This is a genomic window from Parasphingorhabdus halotolerans (assembly GCF_012516475.1).
In the GTDB taxonomy this organism is placed as follows: domain Bacteria; phylum Pseudomonadota; class Alphaproteobacteria; order Sphingomonadales; family Sphingomonadaceae; genus Parasphingorhabdus; species Parasphingorhabdus halotolerans.
Genome location: NZ_CP051217.1, coordinates 1,815,891 through 1,835,132 on the forward strand (window position 1 = coordinate 1,815,891; position 19,242 = coordinate 1,835,132).

A 19,242-nucleotide genomic window follows, 5' to 3' on the forward strand; every position below is an offset into this window, starting at 1 on the left:
GGAATATAAAAGCCGGACTTGCTCCGTTTGACCATCGCGCTATAGGGATAAACGCACGCAAGAGCGCATTCGAGAAGCGAGTTCTATGAAGATAAAAATTTTTGTGACGCTTAAAAATGGTGTCCTTGATCCACAAGGCAAAGCCATTCACCACGCCTTGGAAAATATGCAGTTTTCTGGTGTAAATGATGTGCGTGCAGGAAAATTGATCGAGCTCGACGTCGATGATGATGTTACGGATGCTGATCTTGAAAAGATGTGCGATAAACTGCTCGCCAATACCGTGATCGAAAATTACGAAATAGAAAAAGCCTGAACATGAAATCAGCAGTCATTGTTTTTCCCGGTTCAAACTGTGATCGAGATATGGCCGTTGCACTGGAAACTGTATCCGGCAAAAAACCTCATATGGTCTGGCATGACGATACCGACCTGCCTGAAGGCCTGGATGTAATTGCGATCCCGGGAGGCTTTTCTTACGGGGACTATTTGCGCTGCGGAGCAATGGCCTCACGTTCGAAAATAATCCCATCGATTTTTTCAGCGGCTCAGCGCGGAGTGAAAATCCTGGGCGTCTGCAATGGTTTTCAGATTTTGACAGAGATCGGTCTTTTGCCCGGCGCGTTGATGCGAAATGAAAGAATGAATTTCATTTGCAGAGATGTTAGCCTGACAGTTCAGCAAACCTCGACTGCTTTTACGGCGGGCTTTGCAACTGATGAACGCATCAAACTTCCGGTAGCGCATCATGATGGTAACTATTTCGCTGATCCGGAAACACTGAAATCGCTTGAAAATGACGGTCGGATTGCATTCCGATATGTCGAAAATGTAAACGGCTCTGCGAATAATATTGCAGGACTCTTCAATGACGATGGAAATATACTGGGAATGATGCCGCATCCCGAAAGAGCTATCGACAAAAAACATGGTGGCACCGATGGCGTCAGAATTTTTGAGAGCCTTTTTAGTAATCAGTTTGCGTAAGCCAACGCAGTGCTTTTTGTTGTTTCAGAGAACAATGTATCAATCTTGTCGTCCAGTTTTTGAAAATCGCTATGAGACCGAACGGGATCGCGCTTGTTAAGCCTAAGTTTATCAAAGCCTTGATGTGTTAAGCCTCTTCGCAGCCCGTTTTGTAGAAGAGCAACCCGATCACGAACAAACGTCCTTTGATCACGAGAACCTTTGATTTTTTTGCTCAATGCAAAAAAACGCGATAATCGCTCAATTACCAGCTCGTTATATTCGCGGTGTGGGCCACGATGCAGTGGAAATCCTGTTGCTACCGCCCATTTCTCTTCGCATGGAAGCAAGATACCGTTGGTCCGAAAGTCATTAAATCCAAAGCTGCCACTGTGGGCATGATGCAATGTTCGGGAGAGGCGTCCAATTGAAGAAACTTGCAGCGGTATTAGGTGATGGCGCTGAAAATAAGGACGATAATCCGAAGTACCAATTCTGTTGATATCTGAAAATCGAATCACCGGGCCCCCTTTCACAAAGGAGACAATTGTTAGTCAAACCCTTCAAATGTCCATTTGAACTTCGTCCAAAATGAAACAACCGTCGTTGATTGCAAAAATAGTAATTGCGCAAAAAAAAGGGCCGGTCCGAAGACCAGCCCAATTTCTGATTGATTTCTAAACCAATTACATTCCTGAACCAGGACCGTACATGATTTCCACACGACGGTTTTGAGGTTCGCGAACACCGTCTGCGGTTTCAACGCGAGGGCGCGATTCACCAAACGCTTCGCTGGAAATCGAGCCGCCGCCGATACCGCGTGATTCGAGATAAGCCCGAACCGAAGCGTTACGACGTTGTGACAAGCCGACGTTGTAGCTGGCCGAACCAGATTTATCAGCGTGACCAGCAAGCATAACCTGTGCCGAACCACAATCACCATATGCCGTTACAGCATTGTCCAGAACCGTTGCTGCTTCTGGTGTAATGTCAGACTGATCCCAATCGAAGAATACGATGTAAGGTCCAGGCGCACATACTTGAGCAGGTGGCGGTGGTGGTGGCGGTGGTGGTGGAGGCGGTGGAGGCGCCACTGGTGGTGGTGGAGCATCTGGCTCGCCGCCGAAGTTGTAAATCAAGCTACCCAGAATTGAGTGGGTCCGCAGGCGCGTAGAAACATTACGGCCAACTTGATCGACAAGATCAATTTTGTCTGCATTGAAGAAACGATATTTAACGCCAACATCCCAGCTGTCGCTCAGCGGAGCGCGAATGCCTGCCAAAAGCTGCCAGGCAAATCCGGTATCCGAATCATTAAGATACGGTCCCGCGAACACGTTGGTAATTTCCGTCCGTGCCACGCCGACGCCGCCGCCAGCAAAAGCTTGAACGCCGTCATCGTCGCCAAAATCAAGCATACCATTGAGCATGAAGCTCAATGCATTTACTTCGCCGTTAATTGGCGTAACACCGAAGAAATTCGGTCCTGCACCGGATACAGTCTGTGGAACACCAGGCGCGCCAATTTGCAAGCGCTCTGCTGCTGCCGATTTGTAGGCAACTTCTGATTCCAGACGAAATCCGCCGAAATCATAGCCTACAATACCGTCAAAATCGTAACCGACTTTATGGTCAACTTCACTAGCACCGGCGATTCCAGCGATATCTGATGTAATATCTTCGACGAGCATCGCGCCGCCTTCAACACCAATATACCATTGGCCATCACGGGCCAAGGCTGGTGAAGCAAGCGCCGTGGAGGCAAGCGCCAATCCTATGGCAAGCTTACGCATTTAAATTCCCCTTCTCTTTTAGGTTCTAATTTCACGGCGCTTTGTAACCTTTCGATTTAAACAGTGCAAGCCGCCAAATAGAATAACTGTTGCGAAAATGTCGCCATTTACGTGATTTAGCGAAAAAAGTTACGCGAATACAGGTGCATTATACCAGCAGATTGCAGAAATGACCCGATGACTCGGACAATCAGAGCCCGTCAGGGGCGATTCTAAGGAGTTGTAAAATATCAAGAATCGAATCGATTGCGACCCTCGCTTCTGGGTCAATATTTGATCCTCCAGCCGGCGGGAGGATCGCACCCACTGATACCCATAAGTTATCACGATAAATCAAGGTCTTGCGCTCATCGGAAACCACAATCCGCATATTCTCCTGTGGGCGGATGTATCTCCACCCACCAGCAGTCCAACCGGCAATATGTCCGCTATGCTCTTGCCACTCGCCAAGCGGCGATGTTCCGACAAGCCAGCTTTGTCCCTCGCCAGGAGATAGCAACTGCGGATCATTAGCGATATTTTCGACCACGGGGTGCAGCAAGAAATCGATCAGGCTCAACGCCTCGTTATGAAAGACCTCTTTGCTGGCCTGCCCCGGAGACAGTAATGGAAGGGAAAACCGCGCGGTTTGTAGTGATGACATGATGCAACCTTTCGGGTTTAAAAACTAGATTGGAATATGGAAGCCAAGCGGAGATGATATGGCATGAGATCCGATTTGCCGTATTTCTACCTGCAAATTGGAAACCCCGTTTGATCGGAAGTCTTGCAGATTTGTGAACGCCACAACGTGATAAGGATTGGCCGTATCAACAGGAGTAACTGCGCCACCCGCATCAGAGGCAATATTAAGACGGTATAATTCCGATTCTTCGGCCAGCGGCACTTCGACATTGTCTCGCCATAAACCGCCCGCGCGCGACCGGCGGGTCCAGCCGATTTCCATAGAACCGTCGATCTGCCAGAAAACCCTTGGATGCACTGGCGAAAGCGGCCTTAACGCAACGCCCGGTCTCGCGTGGCTTGCCAGTACCGGTTGCTCATCACCCCGCCCCAATGCCCAGAATCTGGCAGGCATAAACGGCGAAAAATGAAGTGGATCAATTGCGGTCATCTCTGTGGCATTAAGCAGTATAAAATTTTCGCCAATAGCATGGGCGGCCATTTGGTTTTCCGTTCCCCCTAGCCCTCTGAGCAAACGGGAAAGACGGTAACGCCCGTTGCCCAGCGGTGTGGCTCTGCCGAACTGGATAAGCTCTGGTCCCAGCAATGCCGCATTAGCTCCGGCAAACAGACGGCCATCGTCCGCATCATATAATTGCATTCCCGGATGGTGCAGGCTGATCTCAATGCTATTTTTATCATCGACAAGATTGGCGCTCGCCAGTTCCAAAACTTGCGTCGCAGTCCCAATGGTCGCGGGCGGTAATATTTCGGCTATTGGCTGATCAGCGTTGCCATTTGCATCGCTGTTGAAAAGCTGCGCTTTGCGCCAACCGGCCCCACCGGCAGCAACGGCATATAGGCGGGGAAGCTCGGACGCCTGAAAGGGCGCATTAATAGCAAACGGCAAATCAACCAGTATCAATCGGGTAGGACCAGCCAGCGCATCGACTTGCGACACAGCGCGGCCTTGATCAGTGTCCTCACTAATGTCAGTCGTTGTATGGATTGCCTTAACCAGCTGGAGCGCAATCACGCCATTTTTGATTTCACTTGATCGCACCCGCCACAAACCGGCGCTATCGGCTATCCGGACCAAAGCACCGGGCTGCAAATTTTGACTGGCTTGCATCACCTCCAGCCGCGCCGTGGTTCGTTCTTGATAAATAGAGAACAGCATATTGTGCGCGATAGACTTGGCTTGAATGGTGGAGATTGCCGCCGGAAAATCGCGATTGATAATCGCGCGCCCAAGACCGGAGCGAAAAGCATTTTGCATATCTGAAACGTCCGCAATGGTCTGCCCGATGGTTACAGAACCATCATCTGCGATCACCTCGAAGGTCAATGATGGAATTCGGTTGAACGAGATCAACCAGAGCATCTTCACTGGCAAAGCTGCCGCTTGAACCGGAAGGGACATATTGCAACGAACCAAAGGCTCGCACATCATCGGCCTCGTCCGTCACCGCCGCATTCAAAAAGCCACGCGGCTGATTGACGCCAGAGCCGCCAACAAAGGCCGCACCTTCCGCTTGGGCAAATTCCCGGGCGATTTCATCGGCGAGCCAGGCCTCGACATCAAAGGCGGCATCATCAAGCATGGCTTGAGAGGCGGCGGGATTAGCATAAAGCTCTCCGGTCGGCGGAGCGATTTCGTTGAAATTCGGCGTGTCGGTTTCCGGGCGGCTGGCGGTTTCGGAAACCCAGCCAGCGGGCGTGCCGCCATCAGTCACAAGCTTGCGATAACCCGCGCTGCCGGTTTGCACGATCGTGGCGATGGCGCGGATCGGCGAAATGGATTTGAGCGTCGAGCCAATCAGTGCATCAATTTCGCGAGGCACCGCAAACCCGCCTTCGGGGCCGGACGCGCCGGAGAAACTCTTCAGCTCAATCCCGCTATGATCGCCGCGCCGGAGATATCTGGAGACAAAATCCTCCGAAGCGGCGGACGACACCATCCCTTTCGCGCCATCGAGATTTCCGGCCAAAGCAGGGCGCGCGGAAGCCTTCGAGATGTCCGTCATCTGGCTTTTGAGACCGTCAACATCAGTGCGCAATTCGGCAATCGCCTTGCCTTGACTGGCGGTATCTTCTGCCACAAGGACAGCGTCAAAAGACGCCTCCAGTTCGCTTTTTGGCGGGTCATCCTTGGTTTCGAGATTTTCAATTTTGTGGGAGAGTTCCATGTTTTTCCTTTCTTGTGGAAGTTAGATATTTTCACGCGAAGACGGGAAGAATGAGAAGCGAACAGCTTCCTCTTCTTTGCGGCTTCGCGGCTTCGCGTGACTAAATTCAGGTGACAAGATGCACTGTCGCCAGTCCCTGCATCGGGTAGGTCACCAGCGAAATCTCGGCGACATCCAGATCCAGCAATTGCCGTGGTTTGTGCCCGGCAGATTGCTTCACCCGATAACCAAAGCTTAGGCCTTTGACTCCTCCGCCAGACAGCATCGCTGCGGCATCGCGGCCCGCGCTGGTTGCAGTCGAGACATTCCCGATAACCCTCAAGCCGCGCCGGTCTTCGCGGGCGTATTCGATGCTGCCGATGCGCTGGTCGGGTCGGTGTTGCCATAACAGCGTCAGCACTTTTCCTTCGGGAAACTCGCCAAACGCGCCGGGGCGGATAATGTCGCCGCCCTTGTCGATGCGGTTGAAGATCGCGGCATATCCCGCAAAGCGCAGCTCGCTCATGATACCAAATGCCCGAGGCCCAGCCGCATTGCGATGCCGATCAGCAACAGCGCCAATGTGCCGCGCACCAGCCAGGAAATGGCCGCTTTCGACGCGCTCGCCTTGGCATCGCGCCAGGCACGGAGCAGCTCGCGCAGTTCATCAAGATCATTTTGCGCCTTTGGGTCGGCCAGACCAAGCCGCTCCAGCACGCGCACCGCGCCGCCATCGGTCGCCTCCTCGACAATCGCGCGGAGCGTATTCAGGTCCGCGCCATCACTTTCGGCCTGCGCCATCAGGCGGGCGAGCATTTCGTTATTATGCATGATCATTTACTCCAAACCCAACATCGTGCGTTTCTCTTGCGGCGACAGAAAATCCGCTTCACAAACCTGCTTCCACAATCGCTCGCGGTCTTCCGACAGGGCGGGGATTTGGTCTCGATCCACCGCCAGTTTCAGCTCCGGCCACCAAGAACGCAGCGGCACCGACAAGCCATCCAGTATCTTGCCCGCCAGCGGCAAAATCGTCAGCCGCCACAATGCGCGATTGGCCTCGCGGTAATTGGCGTAGCTATTGTCGCCCGGCAGCCCGAGCAGCATCGGCGGCACGCCAAAGGCCAGCGCGATCTCCCGCGCCGCTCCTTCTTTCAGCGCGACAAAATCCATGTCCGCTGGGGTCATGCTCATCGATTGCCATTTCAGGCCTCCTTCCAGCAACATTGGTCGGCCTGCGTTGCCGGAGCCGGCAAAACTTGCTTCCATTTCTGCTTTCAGCCGATCAAACTGGTCCGCCGACAGCGCCGAACCATCTGTGCCAGGATCATAAACCAGCGCGCCAGACGGCCGCGCCGCATTGTCGAGCAAAGCCTTGTTCCATTTTGCCGCGGCGTTGTGAACAGCCACCGCCTTGCCCGCCGCACCGAGACAACCCAGTCCATAATGATCATCGGTCGGGTGAAAGGCTTTCAGATGGATCACCGCATCGCGTTGCCCATCCATGGCCATTTCATCGAGCGCGGCAAAGCGGGTTTTATGCTCGCCGGCCTGATAGACATAAGCCACCGGCCAGCCCTTGGCATCCGGTTCAATGGTGATCCGGTCAGGACGTAACGCAAAGAGTTCTGCCGGCTGATCATCCGCGCCGCAGATAATCTGCACATAGGCATTGCCGTGGAGCAACAGATGCGCTGCGACAGTTTCCAGCAGCGATTGCGCGGCGCTGCTTGTGTTGACGAGGGTGGCAACACTCTCGTCCACCGGCGCCAGCGGCACATCGCCCACCGCCTCGGCGACAATCCGCACCGCCCGCTGGGCAATCGCATTCTCGACATAGGCCTCGCGGACATTAGCCTCATAAGAAAAAGGCGCCTCACCCGAAAATGAAGCGCCCCCATATGAGCCGATGTAGCTGCGCCCTAAAGGCGGCCGAGTTTGCCCCGCCCCGCCCTTGAAGGCGAGCGAGATGTTTTCCCAAAATGTCATTTTTTTTCCTAAATCAAATTTCGAACATTGGGCCTCTTTACTTTGCCCAGCATCAATTCCGTCAGCGCGTAAACCAGCGCATCCGCACGGTCCGGTGATCTTCCCGGGCCATCATAGGCGCGACCAATCAGAAGCCCGCAGAGTTCGTCTTCCAGGCGCGGAAAGGTTCCTGCGTGGTGGACGCGGTTGTTTTCATAAAGCGCAGCGACTGGCTCTGCCCTTGCGACTTTGCCGCGTGAGGCGTGGACCAGTTTTACCGGCAGCGATATTTTTGCCGCCTGCAACACGGATTTCACCATCGCGCCGCCTTGATTGGCCTCGGCAATCACCTTGTCGGCGTTCCAGATGTCTGCAGCATCCGCCACAGCGCGAGCCCATTTTTCGGGGCTGGCTTTTTCCACGCTGCAATCGGCGAGGATGGTCGCTTTATCGTCCGCGCCCAGCCCCGCAACGATGATACCGCATGCGTCTCCGGTTGCCGAAGCTGGCGGGTCTACGCCGATTACTATTCTGTTGTATTCTGTGACCGGACACGATCCTTCGACAGGCTCAGGATCAGCGGTACTTGGCTCAATCCTGCAAACCTCAATCATATCCCGCGTCCACAGCGCGCCTTCCGGTTGTTCGATCAGCTCGCCGTCCAGTTCCTGACGCCCCAGCCGCGTGCCGCCATAGTCTGCCTTCATCGCGGTCAGGAAAATCACAGGCAGATTAAGATCATTATCCTGCGTCCGCCCTTTGGTGATCACCACCGCTTTGTCCTTGACCAATGCACGTACCAGCGGCACCGGGCGCGGCGTGGTCGTGGCAACGATTTGCGGGCATTCGCCTAGCCGAAGTCCCATCTTCAAATTGTCCCATGTCGCTTTTGCCTGTCCTGCATTGTTCATCCATTTGGCGATTTCATCGCACCAGGCGTGGCTGTGCTGTGGACCGCGCAATCCTTCCGGTTCTGCAGCCGAATAAAGCCGCGCTTCAGCGCCATTGTCCCAGCGCAGACGCTTCAATGAGGGTTCCCATGTCGGGCGCTTTTCGGCGGTGGAGATCGAAAGCAACCCGCTTTCGCCTTCTACCATCACCGTCCGAGCTTCGGCAAAATTCGCGCCAACCAGCGCAAAACGGGCGTCGCCATTATCTTCGGCAATATTGCGCACCCATTCGGCCCCGGCCCGTGTTTTGCCAAAGCCGCGCCCCGCCAATATGAGCCAGACCGGCCACTTGCCATTTGGTGCGAGCTGGTCTGGTCGCGCCCAGATAGGCCAGTGGCGCATGAACGTCTCGAGCTCTTTGTCGCTGAGATTATCGAAATAATAGCCTAGCTCGTGAGGCTCCATTGTCGCGTAGCGCTGCGCCAGCGCGACATTAGGCATTGTTGTTCCATGGCGGTCCTGTTTCAGATTGGGCATTGTTACCAACAGCCGCCTCATCATTACGGCGCGCCAGCAACCGTTCACGCATCATAGCCAGCTTCTGGTCCAGTTCCGCGCGCAGAGCGCTGGTGCTTTTTCCGCCAGTCAGGCTGGCTTGTGCCGCTCTTGTCATCGCAACAGACTCCTTATGGGCCATCAGCAACCGGAAGGCCATGCCGTCGTTATATTCCCGCGCCGTGCCAACGACTTTGCCGCCGTAGAAAATCTTTTTCTTCACACCACCGCGAGCGCGCTGCAACAGCTCAAGCTCAAGTAGCTCATATCCCGCAGCCAGCGCTTCCATCCATGCCCCGCAAAATTCCGGATCATTTTTCCGCCAGTTATATAACGTGGAATCCGGTATACCAGCAGCCTTTGCAGAATTTGCAACATGGGATGTGGTGGCTAGATGCTCCAGAAACGCGGCCTTTTGCTTTAGATAATGCTGTTGCCGCATTTCAGCACTGGACTCATTTGATTGCGACTGTTTTATACTGGACATATTGTCTCCAGAGCTGGCGCCACAATGGCGCGAGACACAAAAAAGGCCGCAGCACTGAACCATGGTCGGCGCTCGCTTGCGCCAATCCGTGTTTCAGAAGCCGTCGGCCCGAATCACTTTTTCTCGATGTTCCTTATATGTACCTAAACAGCGTGACGATGTCAAGCATAATAACCTAATTGGTTATACTGTCCTTGAAATCACTGCTAATCAGCACCTTCTCGGTGAAATATTCTGCGGCAATCTCCGCCAGTTCCCGGCCCAGATGCCAGTCGAGGATCTGCATACCTTCGATAATCGGGGGATTGACCAATATATCGCCGTCTTCCAGCATCTCTTTTGACGCCATCCGGCTGGCGACAACCATTGATCGCGACATAATCTCGACAATCGAGGGAAATTTCCGCTCTTGTTTGCGCCGGAAAATAAAATCGCGGAGCAGCGACCATCGGCCTCGGATGTCATCATAGACAGCATCCGTGCGCCAGACTTCGTTCGGGTCGCCGAGCGAGACTACGATATTGGGCCCGGTTTTAAGATTATGCATGACTTTAACCGGCACATTATCAAGCACGCCGCCATCGACCAATATATTGCGGTCGCTGTCGATAAAGGGCGGCAAGATAGTTGGCAGCGAACCCGAAGCCCGCACACATTCCCAAAGAGGCCCGCGCCGGTGGACGTGCAGCCCGTTGGTCGAGAGATTGGTCGACACGCCGAAGAAGTTAATCGGCTGGTCGACAATATCCTTGCCACCGTAACGGGTGCGCAATTCACGATCAAACACCGTCGGGTCCAGCAGCGAGAAGAACGGGAGAGTAAGTCGCCGCATTGCTTTGGCCTTGATGAACATCGCTTCCATCTGATCGAGAGTTTCATCCACCGTCATGCCGCGCGCAATCGCGCCGCCCATTGCTGCACCCGCGCTCGCGCCGCCAATAAAATCAATCGGAATCTCAGCTTGCCGCAGGGCTTTGATAACGCCCAGATGCGCGCAGCCCAAAGCGCCACCGCCAGCCAGTACAAGCCCCACCGCGCGTCCGGTCAGAAAGCGCGCGACTTTGGCAAAGTCCGCATCATTATCCAGAGCAATATGATGATGCAGCTTTGATTGTCGCGGATCAATCCAGGCTGCACTTTTGCTGATCGGTTTTTCCGATTTGCTTCTCACCAATAATACCGTGCGCTGGCCGCCATCTATCCAGCGCATTGCAGCTTCCTCCATCGGATTGACACCCGGTTCCGCACGTCCGGGCCTCCCGACCATCACGAGTCCATCGGCATTCCGGCAAACCAGTTGCCCCCATTCTTCAGAGCCACTGCCATCAATCAATATATAGGCGCCCTTTGCCTCCTGTTCCGCAAGCCAGCTTTGGTAGGAAGCCTCATCACTATGTTCGCTGGTGCTCCGATCCAGCGCGATAACGGGCGTATCGGAACGGACAACCTCTTCAAACGCCGTCGCTAACCGGGCGAGAAAACCATCGGGAAGCTGGCTTGTGCCAGCCGGAAGCAGTGCGATGACGCGAGGAACGTCGGTGGACATGGAAGATGTCCTGGCCGTTGCAACAGCCAGCCGCTCCGAAACCAGCTTGAGCATGGCCTGGGTGAGCGCGGGATGGCGCTCAGCGATGGCGTCAAAAACCGAACGGGAAACTTTCAACACTTTGGAATCGCGAGTGGCGATTACATCTGCAGTTCTTTTGCCGCCGGCAAAAAATGCGAGCTCGCCCACCGCTTCTCCGGCTTCGATATGCGCTACGACATGGACCTTGTTGACGACGACCCGAAATCGGCCCGATTCAACAAAATATAGCGCGTCCGCATCATCGCCCTGCGAGACCAGCGCGTCTCCGCCGGAAACCGGTTTCACCTCCGAGGCCGCCGCAAGCGCATCCAGAGCCGCGCTCGACACGCCGTCAAACAGGGCATGGCGCGCAAGATCTGGTTTCGGCGGTATGTCCGTCACAAATATATCCCCAACAGGTGCGACCCTGTTCGGCGCATTATTGAGACTTTCCCGCAGGAATCAAGTTATTCCCTGATAATCCCAGCAGTTAACCAACAGCATGGTCAGGCAAACGCGCAAATCATTCCGCGACTTGGTGCGACTTTGCCGCCCAACATCTCAAGATAGGAACTTGCAATCGCGCCTGTGCCGGAATGATGTTCCACGCCGAGATGGTCTTTCATCGCGCCAATAAACGCGGCAAATTCCTTGTCGACACTGGCGCGAAACTGATCTGGTCCCACTTGCTCGATCAGCGTTTGCGCGGCAGTAGGCGCGAAGAACATGATAGGCTTTGGCCCTTCCAAGTCGCCAGCGCCGGAACGTTCATCGATATGGGTAACACCAACCAAACAGCTATATTTGAGATTATCTCCCCAATGCGAATGGATTGCCGAAAGCAATTTGCTATTGCCTGCAAAATCGACCGATACAGTGGGTTGACCGCTTTCCGCTTGCCCCAAATCATCATAAGCCAACACCTGATCATAAAGCCCTGTCTGCTCGACAAATGCGATATTGCCCGGAGATGTGAGACCGATACGCTTGATACCGGGGCTCAGATTTTTCGCCACCAGAGCCAGACCAAGCGCGGTTTTGGATGATGCGCTGGTGAGAACCAGAGCATCAGCACCAAACCAGTCAGCCTGCCGCATCATATCTTCGATCAAAAAGCTGGTGGTGAATAGCGGCTGGAACAATGCGCGCTCTTCTTCATGCTTACCAGCATCAGTGCCGAGCCGGTGATATTGATTATAGACCAAAGCCAGGCCAGCACGGTGCTCGGCGCCATCCACGAAACTCCCGCTCGAGAGACCGCCGGGCGTCACCACCAAATGGCTCGCCATCGGTAAATAGCCATAAACCCGCTCGCCTTCCGATATGTCGGCGCATCGCGATTGCACGACTTTCGCAAAACCCCAGACCGGAACAATGCCGTGCGCATCATCGCCGGTCGGGAAGAAATTCCAGTAACCAAAGCCATCGCCAACAACGGCATAAGTGATGTTATTGGCGGTCAGCGCATATTTCTCGATTTCAAGGAGGACTTGGCCATCGCCGAGCTCGGGCAGTGCCGTTTCGTGCCATTCGGCTTTGGAAAGATTGGTCTTATTGACCCACAAGCTTTGCATCCATTGGCTCCATAAAATCGGTAATTGCGATAGTTCGAACATAGCCGATCAAGGCAATATAGCAAAAGCATTTGCCAAAAATCTTGCTGCTGCTAATCCTTGCGCCATAAATCGGGAAAAGCGCGCCAAACATGCGTGATCGGGGAGTAGAATATGAGTACAGCACCAATGACCGGCGCAGAGGCAGCGATTGCCCGCGTCACCAATGTATCGGATTTTATCTGGGCAGGTACTTGGGACGGGGCAGAGGTTCTGCCGCTGCCACCGATGGTCATCATTCTTTTAGGTGCCGGGCTCTATTTCATGATTGGTCTGAAAGCCTATCCGCTGCGGCGCCTTTTTCCAGCACTGGCAGGATTGTTTAAAAAATCCAAAAACGAAGGCGCGGGTGAAATTTCACCTTTTGCAGCGCTTTCCACGGCGTTATCGGGCCAAGTCGGCACCGGTAATCTCGCTGGTGTTGCGACCGCAATCACCCTTGGCGGCCCCGGTGCGATTTTCTGGATGTGGATAACCGCGCTGTTTGGCATGGCGCTCGCATTTGCCGAGGGTTCGCTTGCCGTGCGGTTCCGCGAACAAGCCGAAGACGGCACCTATCGGGGTGGACCGATGAGCTACATAACTATTGGTCTTGGCCCGAAATGGAAGTGGCTGGCGGTCTTGTTCTGTCTCGGCACATTGTTTTCCGCGCTCGTAACCGGCAACGGAATTCAGGCCAATAGTCTGGGCGATAGCGCGAACGAACTCTTTGGAGTTGAAGCATGGGTCGGCGGCATCGTCGCTGCGCTTGCGGTGTTTATCGTCATTATCGGCGGCGTTAAATCAATCGGCCGGGTGGCAGAAACCATCGTCCCATGGATGGCGGGCGCCTATTTGCTGATGGCGTTGATCGCGCTGGTGATTAACTTTCCGGACCTGCCCGAAACATTCTCGCGCATTTTTGGCGGCGCATTTAACGCCCAATCAGCCAGCGGCGGCTTCCTTGGCGCTGCGATCATCATCGCGATCCGCGCCGGTGTCGCGCGCGGGCTTTTCTCCAATGAGGCAGGCCAGGGTTCCACGCCAATCGCCCACGCGGTTGCGCAAACCAACGATCCTGCCGCGCAGGGCCGCTTTGCCATGATGGGCACGTTCATTGATACCATTGTAATCTGCACCATGACAGCGCTGGTGATGCTCACGGTTGAAGGCAGCTTCAGCCATACAGCGGCAGACGGGACAGTGCAGGCTGTCAAGCACGCCTGGCAGTCAGACCTGACCGGCTTTGCGATGACATCCGGTGCCTATGCCGCAGCATTTCCCTATCAGATATTCGGTATTCCGGCTGGAACATTAGTGGCATCGGTTGCGCTGATATTGTTCGTATTCACCACCCTGCTGACCTGGAGCTATTACGGCGAACGGGCAATCACCTATCTCTATGATTTGCTGCCCGGCTCCACCCTGAAAGGCGAAAAAGCGCTGCATGTGGGCTGGCGTGTCTTGTGGTGCGTGGTGATCTTCCTCGGCAGCTTCGCGCCGCTGGAACTGGTCTGGCGTCTCGGTGATATTTCCAACGCGGTGATGACGCTGCCCAATATTGTCGCGCTGCTCGCGCTCTCCGGTGTGGTCTTCGCACTGGCGAAGGGCAATCGCGCCGCAGGCACCGATCACGGACGGGAAACACCAAAAGAGTTGCTGGAAGAGGTGGCCGGTACGCCGGGGCATTGATTTGGTGTTATTTGTTTTAACCTCAAGCGCCGGGCAGGGTGTTATCTTGTCTCGCGGCAGTTTGCTGCGCAAACGCCTCCGACGGGGCGGGCTCTCGCCCGGCGCGCAGTCGCGCTTGCCTCGCGATTATTCACTCGGTCTGAAACCTTCTGCCATCGTGAAATGTTATTCCGAGCGAAGCGAGGCAAGGCTGACTGGCCGCCCGAGCTTATGCGAGGATAGCCAAGCGGACGGATGTCCGCGCCCGGCGCTTGAGGTTTAAAAAAAATGCTCAAAAAACTGTACGAATGGATGTTGGAAAAAGCCGGCCATCCCCAGGCAACCAAATGGTTGGCGGGTATCAGCTTCGCTGAATCCAGCTTTTTCCCGATCCCGCCGGACGTCATGCTTGCGCCCATGTGTCTGGCAAAGCCGGAGCGGTCTTATTGGTATGCGTTTATCTGCACAATCTCTTCTGTTTTAGGCGCACTATTTGGTTACGCCATCGGGTTTTTTCTGTTTGAAACGGTCGGCATCGCCATTCTCGATTTCTACGGGCTTGCCGACAAATTCGATGTGTTCGCCCAGAATTTTAACGAACAAGGCTGGCTGGTTGTCCTGCTCGCCGGTTTCACCCCTCTGCCGTTCAAGGTCATTACCATCGCTGCGGGCAGCACCGCCATGCCGCTCTACGTGCTGATAGCTGCGGCAATCGTTGCCCGTGCTGCCCGATTTTTTCTGGTCGCCGTTCTGCTGCGCTATTTTGGACCGCCGATGAAAGAGTGGATCGACAAGAATTTTGCGCTGGCAACCACAGTTGGCGGCGTGCTTTTTGTTGGCGGATTTGTTGCCATAAAATATCTACTGTGAAATATTTGCTCTAATCTGGCTTGGGTCGAACCAACAAAATATTTCTAGCGCATTCCTGACCACTTGCTTAAGCGGAACCCATGAGCACCAGACAAGTTTCAAATAGCAACGATCCTGTGATCGAAAATGCCAGCCAGTTGATCGAGCCGATGGCCGGAGGCGAAAAGCCCAGAGACCGCTGGCGCATCGGCACAGAGCATGAGAAATTTGTCTATTGCGTCGATGACCATCATGCGCCGAGCTATGATGAACCCGGCGGAATAAAAGACCTGCTGCTGAGCCTGCAGGAATTTGGCTGGAAGCCGGTTGAAGAACTCGGTCAGGACGGCAAAATGCGCGTTATCGCGATGGCGGGCGAAGATGGCACGGTCAGTCTGGAGCCAGCCGGACAGCTGGAACTTTCCGGCGCTCCGCTTGAAAACCTGCACCAGACCTGCAACGAAACCGGGCGGCATTTGAAGCAGGTCAAGGCGATTGGGGCCAAAACCGGCAAAGCTTTTCTGGGCATGGGAATGTGGCACGATAAAACCCGCGCCGACCTGCCGATCATGCCAAAGGGGCGCTACAAGATTATGCTCGACCATATGCCGCGGGTTGGCACTATGGGTCTCGACATGATGCTGCGCACCTGCACGATACAGGTCAATCTCGATTATTCCAGCGAAGCCGATATGGTGAAGAAGTTCCGCGTCGGGTTGGCGCTGCAGCCATTAGCCACGGCTCTATTTGCCAACTCCCCATTTACCGAAGGCAAACCCAACGGCTACTTAAGCTATCGCAGCCATATCTGGTCGGACACTGATCCGCATCGTACCGGCATGCTGCCGTTCGTGTTTGAAGACGGCTTTGGCTATGAACGCTATGCCGATTACATGCTCGATGTACCGATGTATTTCGTGTTCCGCGACGGGCTTTACATCGACGCCGCGGGGCATAGTTTCCGGGATTTCCTGAAAGGCGAGCTGTCCGTTCTGCCGGGTGAGAAACCGACGATCAGCGACTGGAATGATCATATGTCCACCGCTTTTCCCGAAGTGCGCTTGAAAAGCTTTCTGGAAATGCGCGGTGCAGATGGCGGGCCGTGGGACCGGATTTGCGGGCTACCGGCTTTCTGGGTCGGACTGCTCTACGACCAGACTGCGCTTGATGCGGCGTGGGACCTGGTAAAGGACTGGACGATGGAAGAACGCGAGGCACTGCGTAACGCTGTGCCAAAGGACGGTTTGCTTGCGTCCATTCCTGCCAGAAACGGAGAAAGCCGGAAATTGCTCGATATGGCGGGTGAAGTGCTCGATATTGCCTATGCCGGATTAAAAGCGCGCGGGCGTTTGAATACGTCTGGCGATAATGAAACCGGATTTCTTGATGACCTGCGCGATATCGTGAAAAAGGGGAAATCCCCGGCACAGCAATTGCTCGACCTTTATCATGGCGAGTGGAATGGCGACATCAGCCGCATCTATGACGAGATGAGTTTCTAATAATCTGATTTTCGCGAAATCGCTGATTTTGTCACATCGTTGCAACACTTCTGGCTAAAGTGCAGAAAACTGCCCTTCTTACAATGATGTCAACTTGACTGGTTCGGATTCTTACCGTCAGTAGGCGGTCGCATAAGCGGGGGTATATTCTTCCGCATATTCTCTCTTTTGGATTGCCGGAGATAAACATGCGCTTACCATCACACACACAAATCTCATGTCTCGCCCTTGCTGGCGCTATGCTCGCTGGCGGCCTGTCGCAGCCGGCCCTGGCGCAGGACGGCGAACAAGCCGATCCATCCGCGCTCACTGAAATTATTGTTACCGCGCAACGACGCGAAGAAAATCTGCAGGACGTGCCGCTGTCCATATCTACGATCAGCGACGAAAAACTAGCCGCCATCGGATCTGGCGGACAAGATGTTCGCGCGCTCTCGGCCCGTGTGCCCAGCCTCGTCGTCGAATCCTCTTTCGGCCGTACATTCCCGCGCTTTTATATTCGCGGCCTCGGCAATACCGATTTTGATTTCAATGCCTCCCAGCCGGTTAGTCTGGTCTATGATGATGTGGTTCTGGAAAATCCGATCCTGAAAGGTTTCCCGATTTTCGACCTCGACCGCGTCGAAGTTCTGCGCGGACCGCAGGGGACATTATTTGGTCGCAACACGCCAGCTGGTATCGTGAAGTTTGACTCGGTCAAGCCTTCGGATGAAACCGACGGCTATGCAAAAGTAAGCTATGGTCGCTTCAATGCTGTCAATGCCCAGAGCGCCTTCAACCTGCAACTGGGCGAGAAAGTATCCACCCGTTTTTCCGTCATGTATCAACGGCAGGATGATTGGATCGACAATGTTAATCCTTCCGCGCCGCAAGCCAATGCACTGGAAGGTTATGACGAATTTGCAGCCCGCTTGCAGCTTCTCATCCAGCCTGATGACGATACGGAATTGCTGCTGACCGGACAATATCGCAATCTTGATGGCACAGCGCGCGTGTTTCGTGCCAACGTCTTCACCCGAGGCCAGGGCGGCCTCAATGCCAATTACCGGCGCGATGCCGTATCGACTGATGGCCAGAACGAACAAAAGGTCAAAACCTATAATCTTGCAGGCCGCTTTTCCCATGATTTCGGCCCCGTTTCTCTGGTCTCGGTAACCAGCTACTGGACTGGCGATGCAACATCGGTGGGCGATGTTGATGGCGGATTTGGCGCAAATTTTTTGCCACCGGCGTTGTTCGGCCCCGGCGATATTCCCTTTACCGCTGAAACCCGGGACAGCGTACCGGCGCTGAGCCAGTTTACGCAAGAAATCCGTCTGGAAAGTAATAATGACGGCCCACTGAGCTATCAGGCCGGGTTCTTTTACTTTGACGAACGTCTGCGCATTGTCAGCGAAAATTACTCCACGCTCGGCGATCCGCTTAACGCGCCGGGCGGCGTGAATATTCTTGTTAGCCAACGACAGGACAGTGAAGCCTTCGGTATTTTTGGATCGCTGACCTACGCGCTGACCGACCAGCTCAGCATTACCGGTGGCCTGCGTTATAATAATGACAAGCGCGATTATTTCGTTGCCCGTACCCAGGACACCCAGTTTCCCACGTTCCTGCAAAATCCGCTCGGCAGCGTCACCCGCTCGGTCAAGGATGATAATATCACTTGGGATGCCAGCATCACCTATGCCGCGACCGATGATATCAATCTCTACGCCCGTGCCGCCAAAGGCTATCGCGCGCCGAGCATACAGGGGCGTATTTTGTTTCCGCCTGCAACCGCAATGCCGCTGGAAGACGGCGTGACCATTGGTAATTCGGAAACCATCCAGTCTTATGAAGCCGGCGTCAAAACCACGTTTCTGGACGGACGCGCGCGGCTTAATCTAAACGGATTTTATTATGATCTGAACAATGCACAACTGACGGCTGTTGGCGGCGGCATCAATGCCAACCGGCTGATTAATGCCGATAACGTGCGCGGCTACGGCCTTGAGCTTGACGGGGAACTGAAGCCGATTCCCAACCTGCTGCTAACTGCTGGTATTAGCTATAATAACACCGAGATACAGGATGCGGGACTGACCACTGCGGCTTGCGGCGCGACTCGGGTGGATACATTCCCGAACGTCTCGCTTTGCACCCCACTTGATCCGATTGTGGTTCCGGCCGCGCCTTTCTCTGCGGCAATTGTCAGCATAAATGGTAACAGCCTGCCGCAAAGCCCGCGCTGGATCGCCAGCTGGACGGCAAGCTATAATATCCCGGTTGGCAATGGTGATATTTACGCCTTTACCGACTGGTCCTACCGTTCGAAAATCAACTTCTTCCTGTACGACTCTGTTGAGTTTCAGGACAAGAGCCAGCTTGAAGGCGGCCTGCGCATCGGATACCGCACCGACAGGTTCGACATTGCCGGTTTTGTCCGCAACATCACCAATGACCAGTCTGCTGTTGGCGCGATCGACTTTAACAACCTCACCGGTTTTGTGAATGAACCGCGTATCTGGGGCGTTGAGGCCGGGGTTAAATTTTAGAGACCTCTAAATTTTTGAGACCCATAAATTTTAGAGGCCC

General features: G+C 54.4%; 17 protein-coding genes and 1 pseudogene. 6 read left to right on the forward strand and 12 right to left on the reverse strand.

The features are described 5' to 3' along the window. Positions 1-85 precede the first annotated feature (85 nt). Positions 86-316: a phosphoribosylformylglycinamidine synthase subunit PurS gene (gene purS, locus HF685_RS08865; RefSeq protein WP_168819378.1), complete on the forward strand. Its 231-nt coding sequence runs from the start codon at positions 86-88 to the stop codon at positions 314-316. A 2-nt stretch (positions 317-318) separates the two neighbouring features. Further along, complete coding sequence (purQ, locus tag HF685_RS08870) at positions 319-987, forward strand: phosphoribosylformylglycinamidine synthase subunit PurQ (RefSeq protein ID WP_168819380.1); 669 nt, start codon at positions 319-321, stop codon at positions 985-987. Here purQ and HF685_RS08875 read toward each other — a convergent pair. The 12 genes and pseudogenes from HF685_RS08875 to HF685_RS08930 all read right to left on the reverse strand — a co-directional run bounded on the left by HF685_RS08875 (position 975) and on the right by HF685_RS08930 (position 12,673). Continuing rightward, complete coding sequence (locus HF685_RS08875) at positions 975-1,487, reverse strand: AHH domain-containing protein (RefSeq protein ID WP_168819382.1); 513 nt, start codon at positions 1,485-1,487, stop codon at positions 975-977. The genes purQ and HF685_RS08875 overlap by 13 nt on opposite strands. A gap of 165 nt (positions 1,488-1,652) precedes the next feature. After that, positions 1,653-2,759 (reverse strand): OmpA family protein, encoded by a 1,107-nt coding sequence (locus HF685_RS08880; RefSeq protein WP_211051084.1) that lies wholly within the window; start codon positions 2,757-2,759, stop codon positions 1,653-1,655. Positions 2,760-2,949: 190 nt separating this feature from the next. Then, entirely contained in the window at positions 2,950-3,402 is a 453-nt protein-coding gene (locus HF685_RS08885) for a DUF2793 domain-containing protein (protein WP_168819384.1), read from the reverse strand. Positions 3,403-3,426: 24 nt separating this feature from the next. Beyond that, on the reverse strand, positions 3,427-4,875 hold the full coding sequence (locus HF685_RS08890) for a GTA baseplate fiber-binding domain-containing protein (protein ID WP_425500155.1): 1,449 nt from the start codon (positions 4,873-4,875) through the stop codon (positions 3,427-3,429). Beyond that, positions 4,784-5,611 (reverse strand): annotated as a pseudogene (locus tag HF685_RS08895) (phage major capsid protein); the annotation flags it as partial. The gene HF685_RS08890 and the pseudogene HF685_RS08895, both read right to left, overlap by 92 nt. A 106-nt stretch (positions 5,612-5,717) precedes the next feature. Beyond that, complete coding sequence (locus HF685_RS08900) at positions 5,718-6,116, reverse strand: HK97 family phage prohead protease (protein WP_168819390.1); 399 nt, start codon at positions 6,114-6,116, stop codon at positions 5,718-5,720. After that, complete coding sequence (locus HF685_RS08905) at positions 6,113-6,421, reverse strand: DUF6127 family protein (protein WP_168819393.1); 309 nt, start codon at positions 6,419-6,421, stop codon at positions 6,113-6,115. Before HF685_RS08905 ends, HF685_RS08900 begins: the two co-directional genes overlap by 4 nt. Before the next feature lie 6 nt (positions 6,422-6,427). Continuing rightward, on the reverse strand, positions 6,428-7,579 hold the full coding sequence (locus HF685_RS08910) for a phage portal protein (RefSeq protein ID WP_168819395.1): 1,152 nt from the start codon (positions 7,577-7,579) through the stop codon (positions 6,428-6,430). Between the two features lie 8 nt (positions 7,580-7,587). Further along, complete coding sequence (locus HF685_RS08915) at positions 7,588-8,949, reverse strand: DNA-packaging protein (protein ID WP_168819397.1); 1,362 nt, start codon at positions 8,947-8,949, stop codon at positions 7,588-7,590. After that, positions 8,942-9,490 (reverse strand): hypothetical protein, encoded by a 549-nt coding sequence (locus HF685_RS08920; RefSeq protein WP_168819399.1) that lies wholly within the window; start codon positions 9,488-9,490, stop codon positions 8,942-8,944. Before HF685_RS08920 ends, HF685_RS08915 begins: the two co-directional genes overlap by 8 nt. Before the next feature lie 175 nt (positions 9,491-9,665). Further along, positions 9,666-11,459: a patatin-like phospholipase family protein gene (locus tag HF685_RS08925; protein WP_168819401.1), complete on the reverse strand. Its 1,794-nt coding sequence runs from the start codon at positions 11,457-11,459 to the stop codon at positions 9,666-9,668. A 104-nt stretch (positions 11,460-11,563) separates the two neighbouring features. Beyond that, on the reverse strand, positions 11,564-12,673 hold the full coding sequence (locus HF685_RS08930; protein WP_246218558.1) for a DUF2855 family protein: 1,110 nt from the start codon (positions 12,671-12,673) through the stop codon (positions 11,564-11,566). A 111-nt stretch (positions 12,674-12,784) separates the two neighbouring features. Between HF685_RS08930 and HF685_RS08935 the strand changes: the two genes are divergently transcribed. From HF685_RS08935 to HF685_RS08950, 4 genes are all read left to right on the forward strand, one after another. Beyond that, positions 12,785-14,341 carry an alanine/glycine:cation symporter family protein gene (locus HF685_RS08935; RefSeq protein WP_168819403.1) on the forward strand — a complete coding sequence of 519 codons (1,557 nt, stop codon included), beginning with the start codon at positions 12,785-12,787 and terminating at the stop codon, positions 14,339-14,341. Positions 14,342-14,608: 267 nt separating this feature from the next. Then, a complete protein-coding gene (locus HF685_RS08940) occupies positions 14,609-15,190 on the forward strand; it encodes a YqaA family protein (RefSeq protein WP_168819405.1) in 582 nt (193 codons plus the stop codon). Between the two features lie 80 nt (positions 15,191-15,270). After that, entirely contained in the window at positions 15,271-16,671 is a 1,401-nt protein-coding gene (locus tag HF685_RS08945) for a glutamate--cysteine ligase (RefSeq protein WP_168819407.1), read from the forward strand. Positions 16,672-16,859: 188 nt separating this feature from the next. Further along, positions 16,860-19,202 (forward strand): TonB-dependent receptor, encoded by a 2,343-nt coding sequence (locus HF685_RS08950; protein ID WP_168819409.1) that lies wholly within the window; start codon positions 16,860-16,862, stop codon positions 19,200-19,202. The last annotated feature ends 40 nt before the right edge of the window (positions 19,203-19,242 follow it).

Excerpts from the sequence above, each read along its gene's own strand:
- HF685_RS08880 (WP_211051084.1), bottom strand. The coding sequence starts at position 2,759 with ATGCGTAAGCTTGCCATAGGATTGGCGCTTGCCTCCACGGCGCTTGCT.
- HF685_RS08915 (WP_168819397.1), bottom strand. The coding sequence starts at position 8,949 with ATGCCTAATGTCGCGCTGGCGCAGCGCTACGCGACAATGGAGCCTCAC.
- HF685_RS08890 (WP_425500155.1), bottom strand. The coding sequence starts at position 4,875 with ATGATGTGCGAGCCTTTGGTTCGTTGCAATATGTCCCTTCCGGTTCAA.
- purQ (WP_168819380.1), top strand. The coding sequence starts at position 319 with ATGAAATCAGCAGTCATTGTTTTTCCCGGTTCAAACTGTGATCGAGAT.
- HF685_RS08950 (WP_168819409.1), top strand. The coding sequence starts at position 16,860 with ATGCGCTTACCATCACACACACAAATCTCATGTCTCGCCCTTGCTGGC.
- HF685_RS08910 (WP_168819395.1), bottom strand. The coding sequence starts at position 7,579 with ATGACATTTTGGGAAAACATCTCGCTCGCCTTCAAGGGCGGGGCGGGG.
- purS (WP_168819378.1), top strand. The coding sequence starts at position 86 with ATGAAGATAAAAATTTTTGTGACGCTTAAAAATGGTGTCCTTGATCCA.
- HF685_RS08900 (WP_168819390.1), bottom strand. The coding sequence starts at position 6,116 with ATGAGCGAGCTGCGCTTTGCGGGATATGCCGCGATCTTCAACCGCATC.
- HF685_RS08905 (WP_168819393.1), bottom strand. The coding sequence starts at position 6,421 with ATGCATAATAACGAAATGCTCGCCCGCCTGATGGCGCAGGCCGAAAGT.
- HF685_RS08920 (WP_168819399.1), bottom strand. The coding sequence starts at position 9,490 with ATGTCCAGTATAAAACAGTCGCAATCAAATGAGTCCAGTGCTGAAATG.
- HF685_RS08945 (WP_168819407.1), top strand. The coding sequence starts at position 15,271 with ATGAGCACCAGACAAGTTTCAAATAGCAACGATCCTGTGATCGAAAAT.
- HF685_RS08885 (WP_168819384.1), bottom strand. The coding sequence starts at position 3,402 with ATGTCATCACTACAAACCGCGCGGTTTTCCCTTCCATTACTGTCTCCG.
- HF685_RS08935 (WP_168819403.1), top strand. The coding sequence starts at position 12,785 with ATGAGTACAGCACCAATGACCGGCGCAGAGGCAGCGATTGCCCGCGTC.
- HF685_RS08930 (WP_246218558.1), bottom strand. The coding sequence starts at position 12,673 with ATGTTCGAACTATCGCAATTACCGATTTTATGGAGCCAATGGATGCAA.
- HF685_RS08940 (WP_168819405.1), top strand. The coding sequence starts at position 14,609 with ATGCTCAAAAAACTGTACGAATGGATGTTGGAAAAAGCCGGCCATCCC.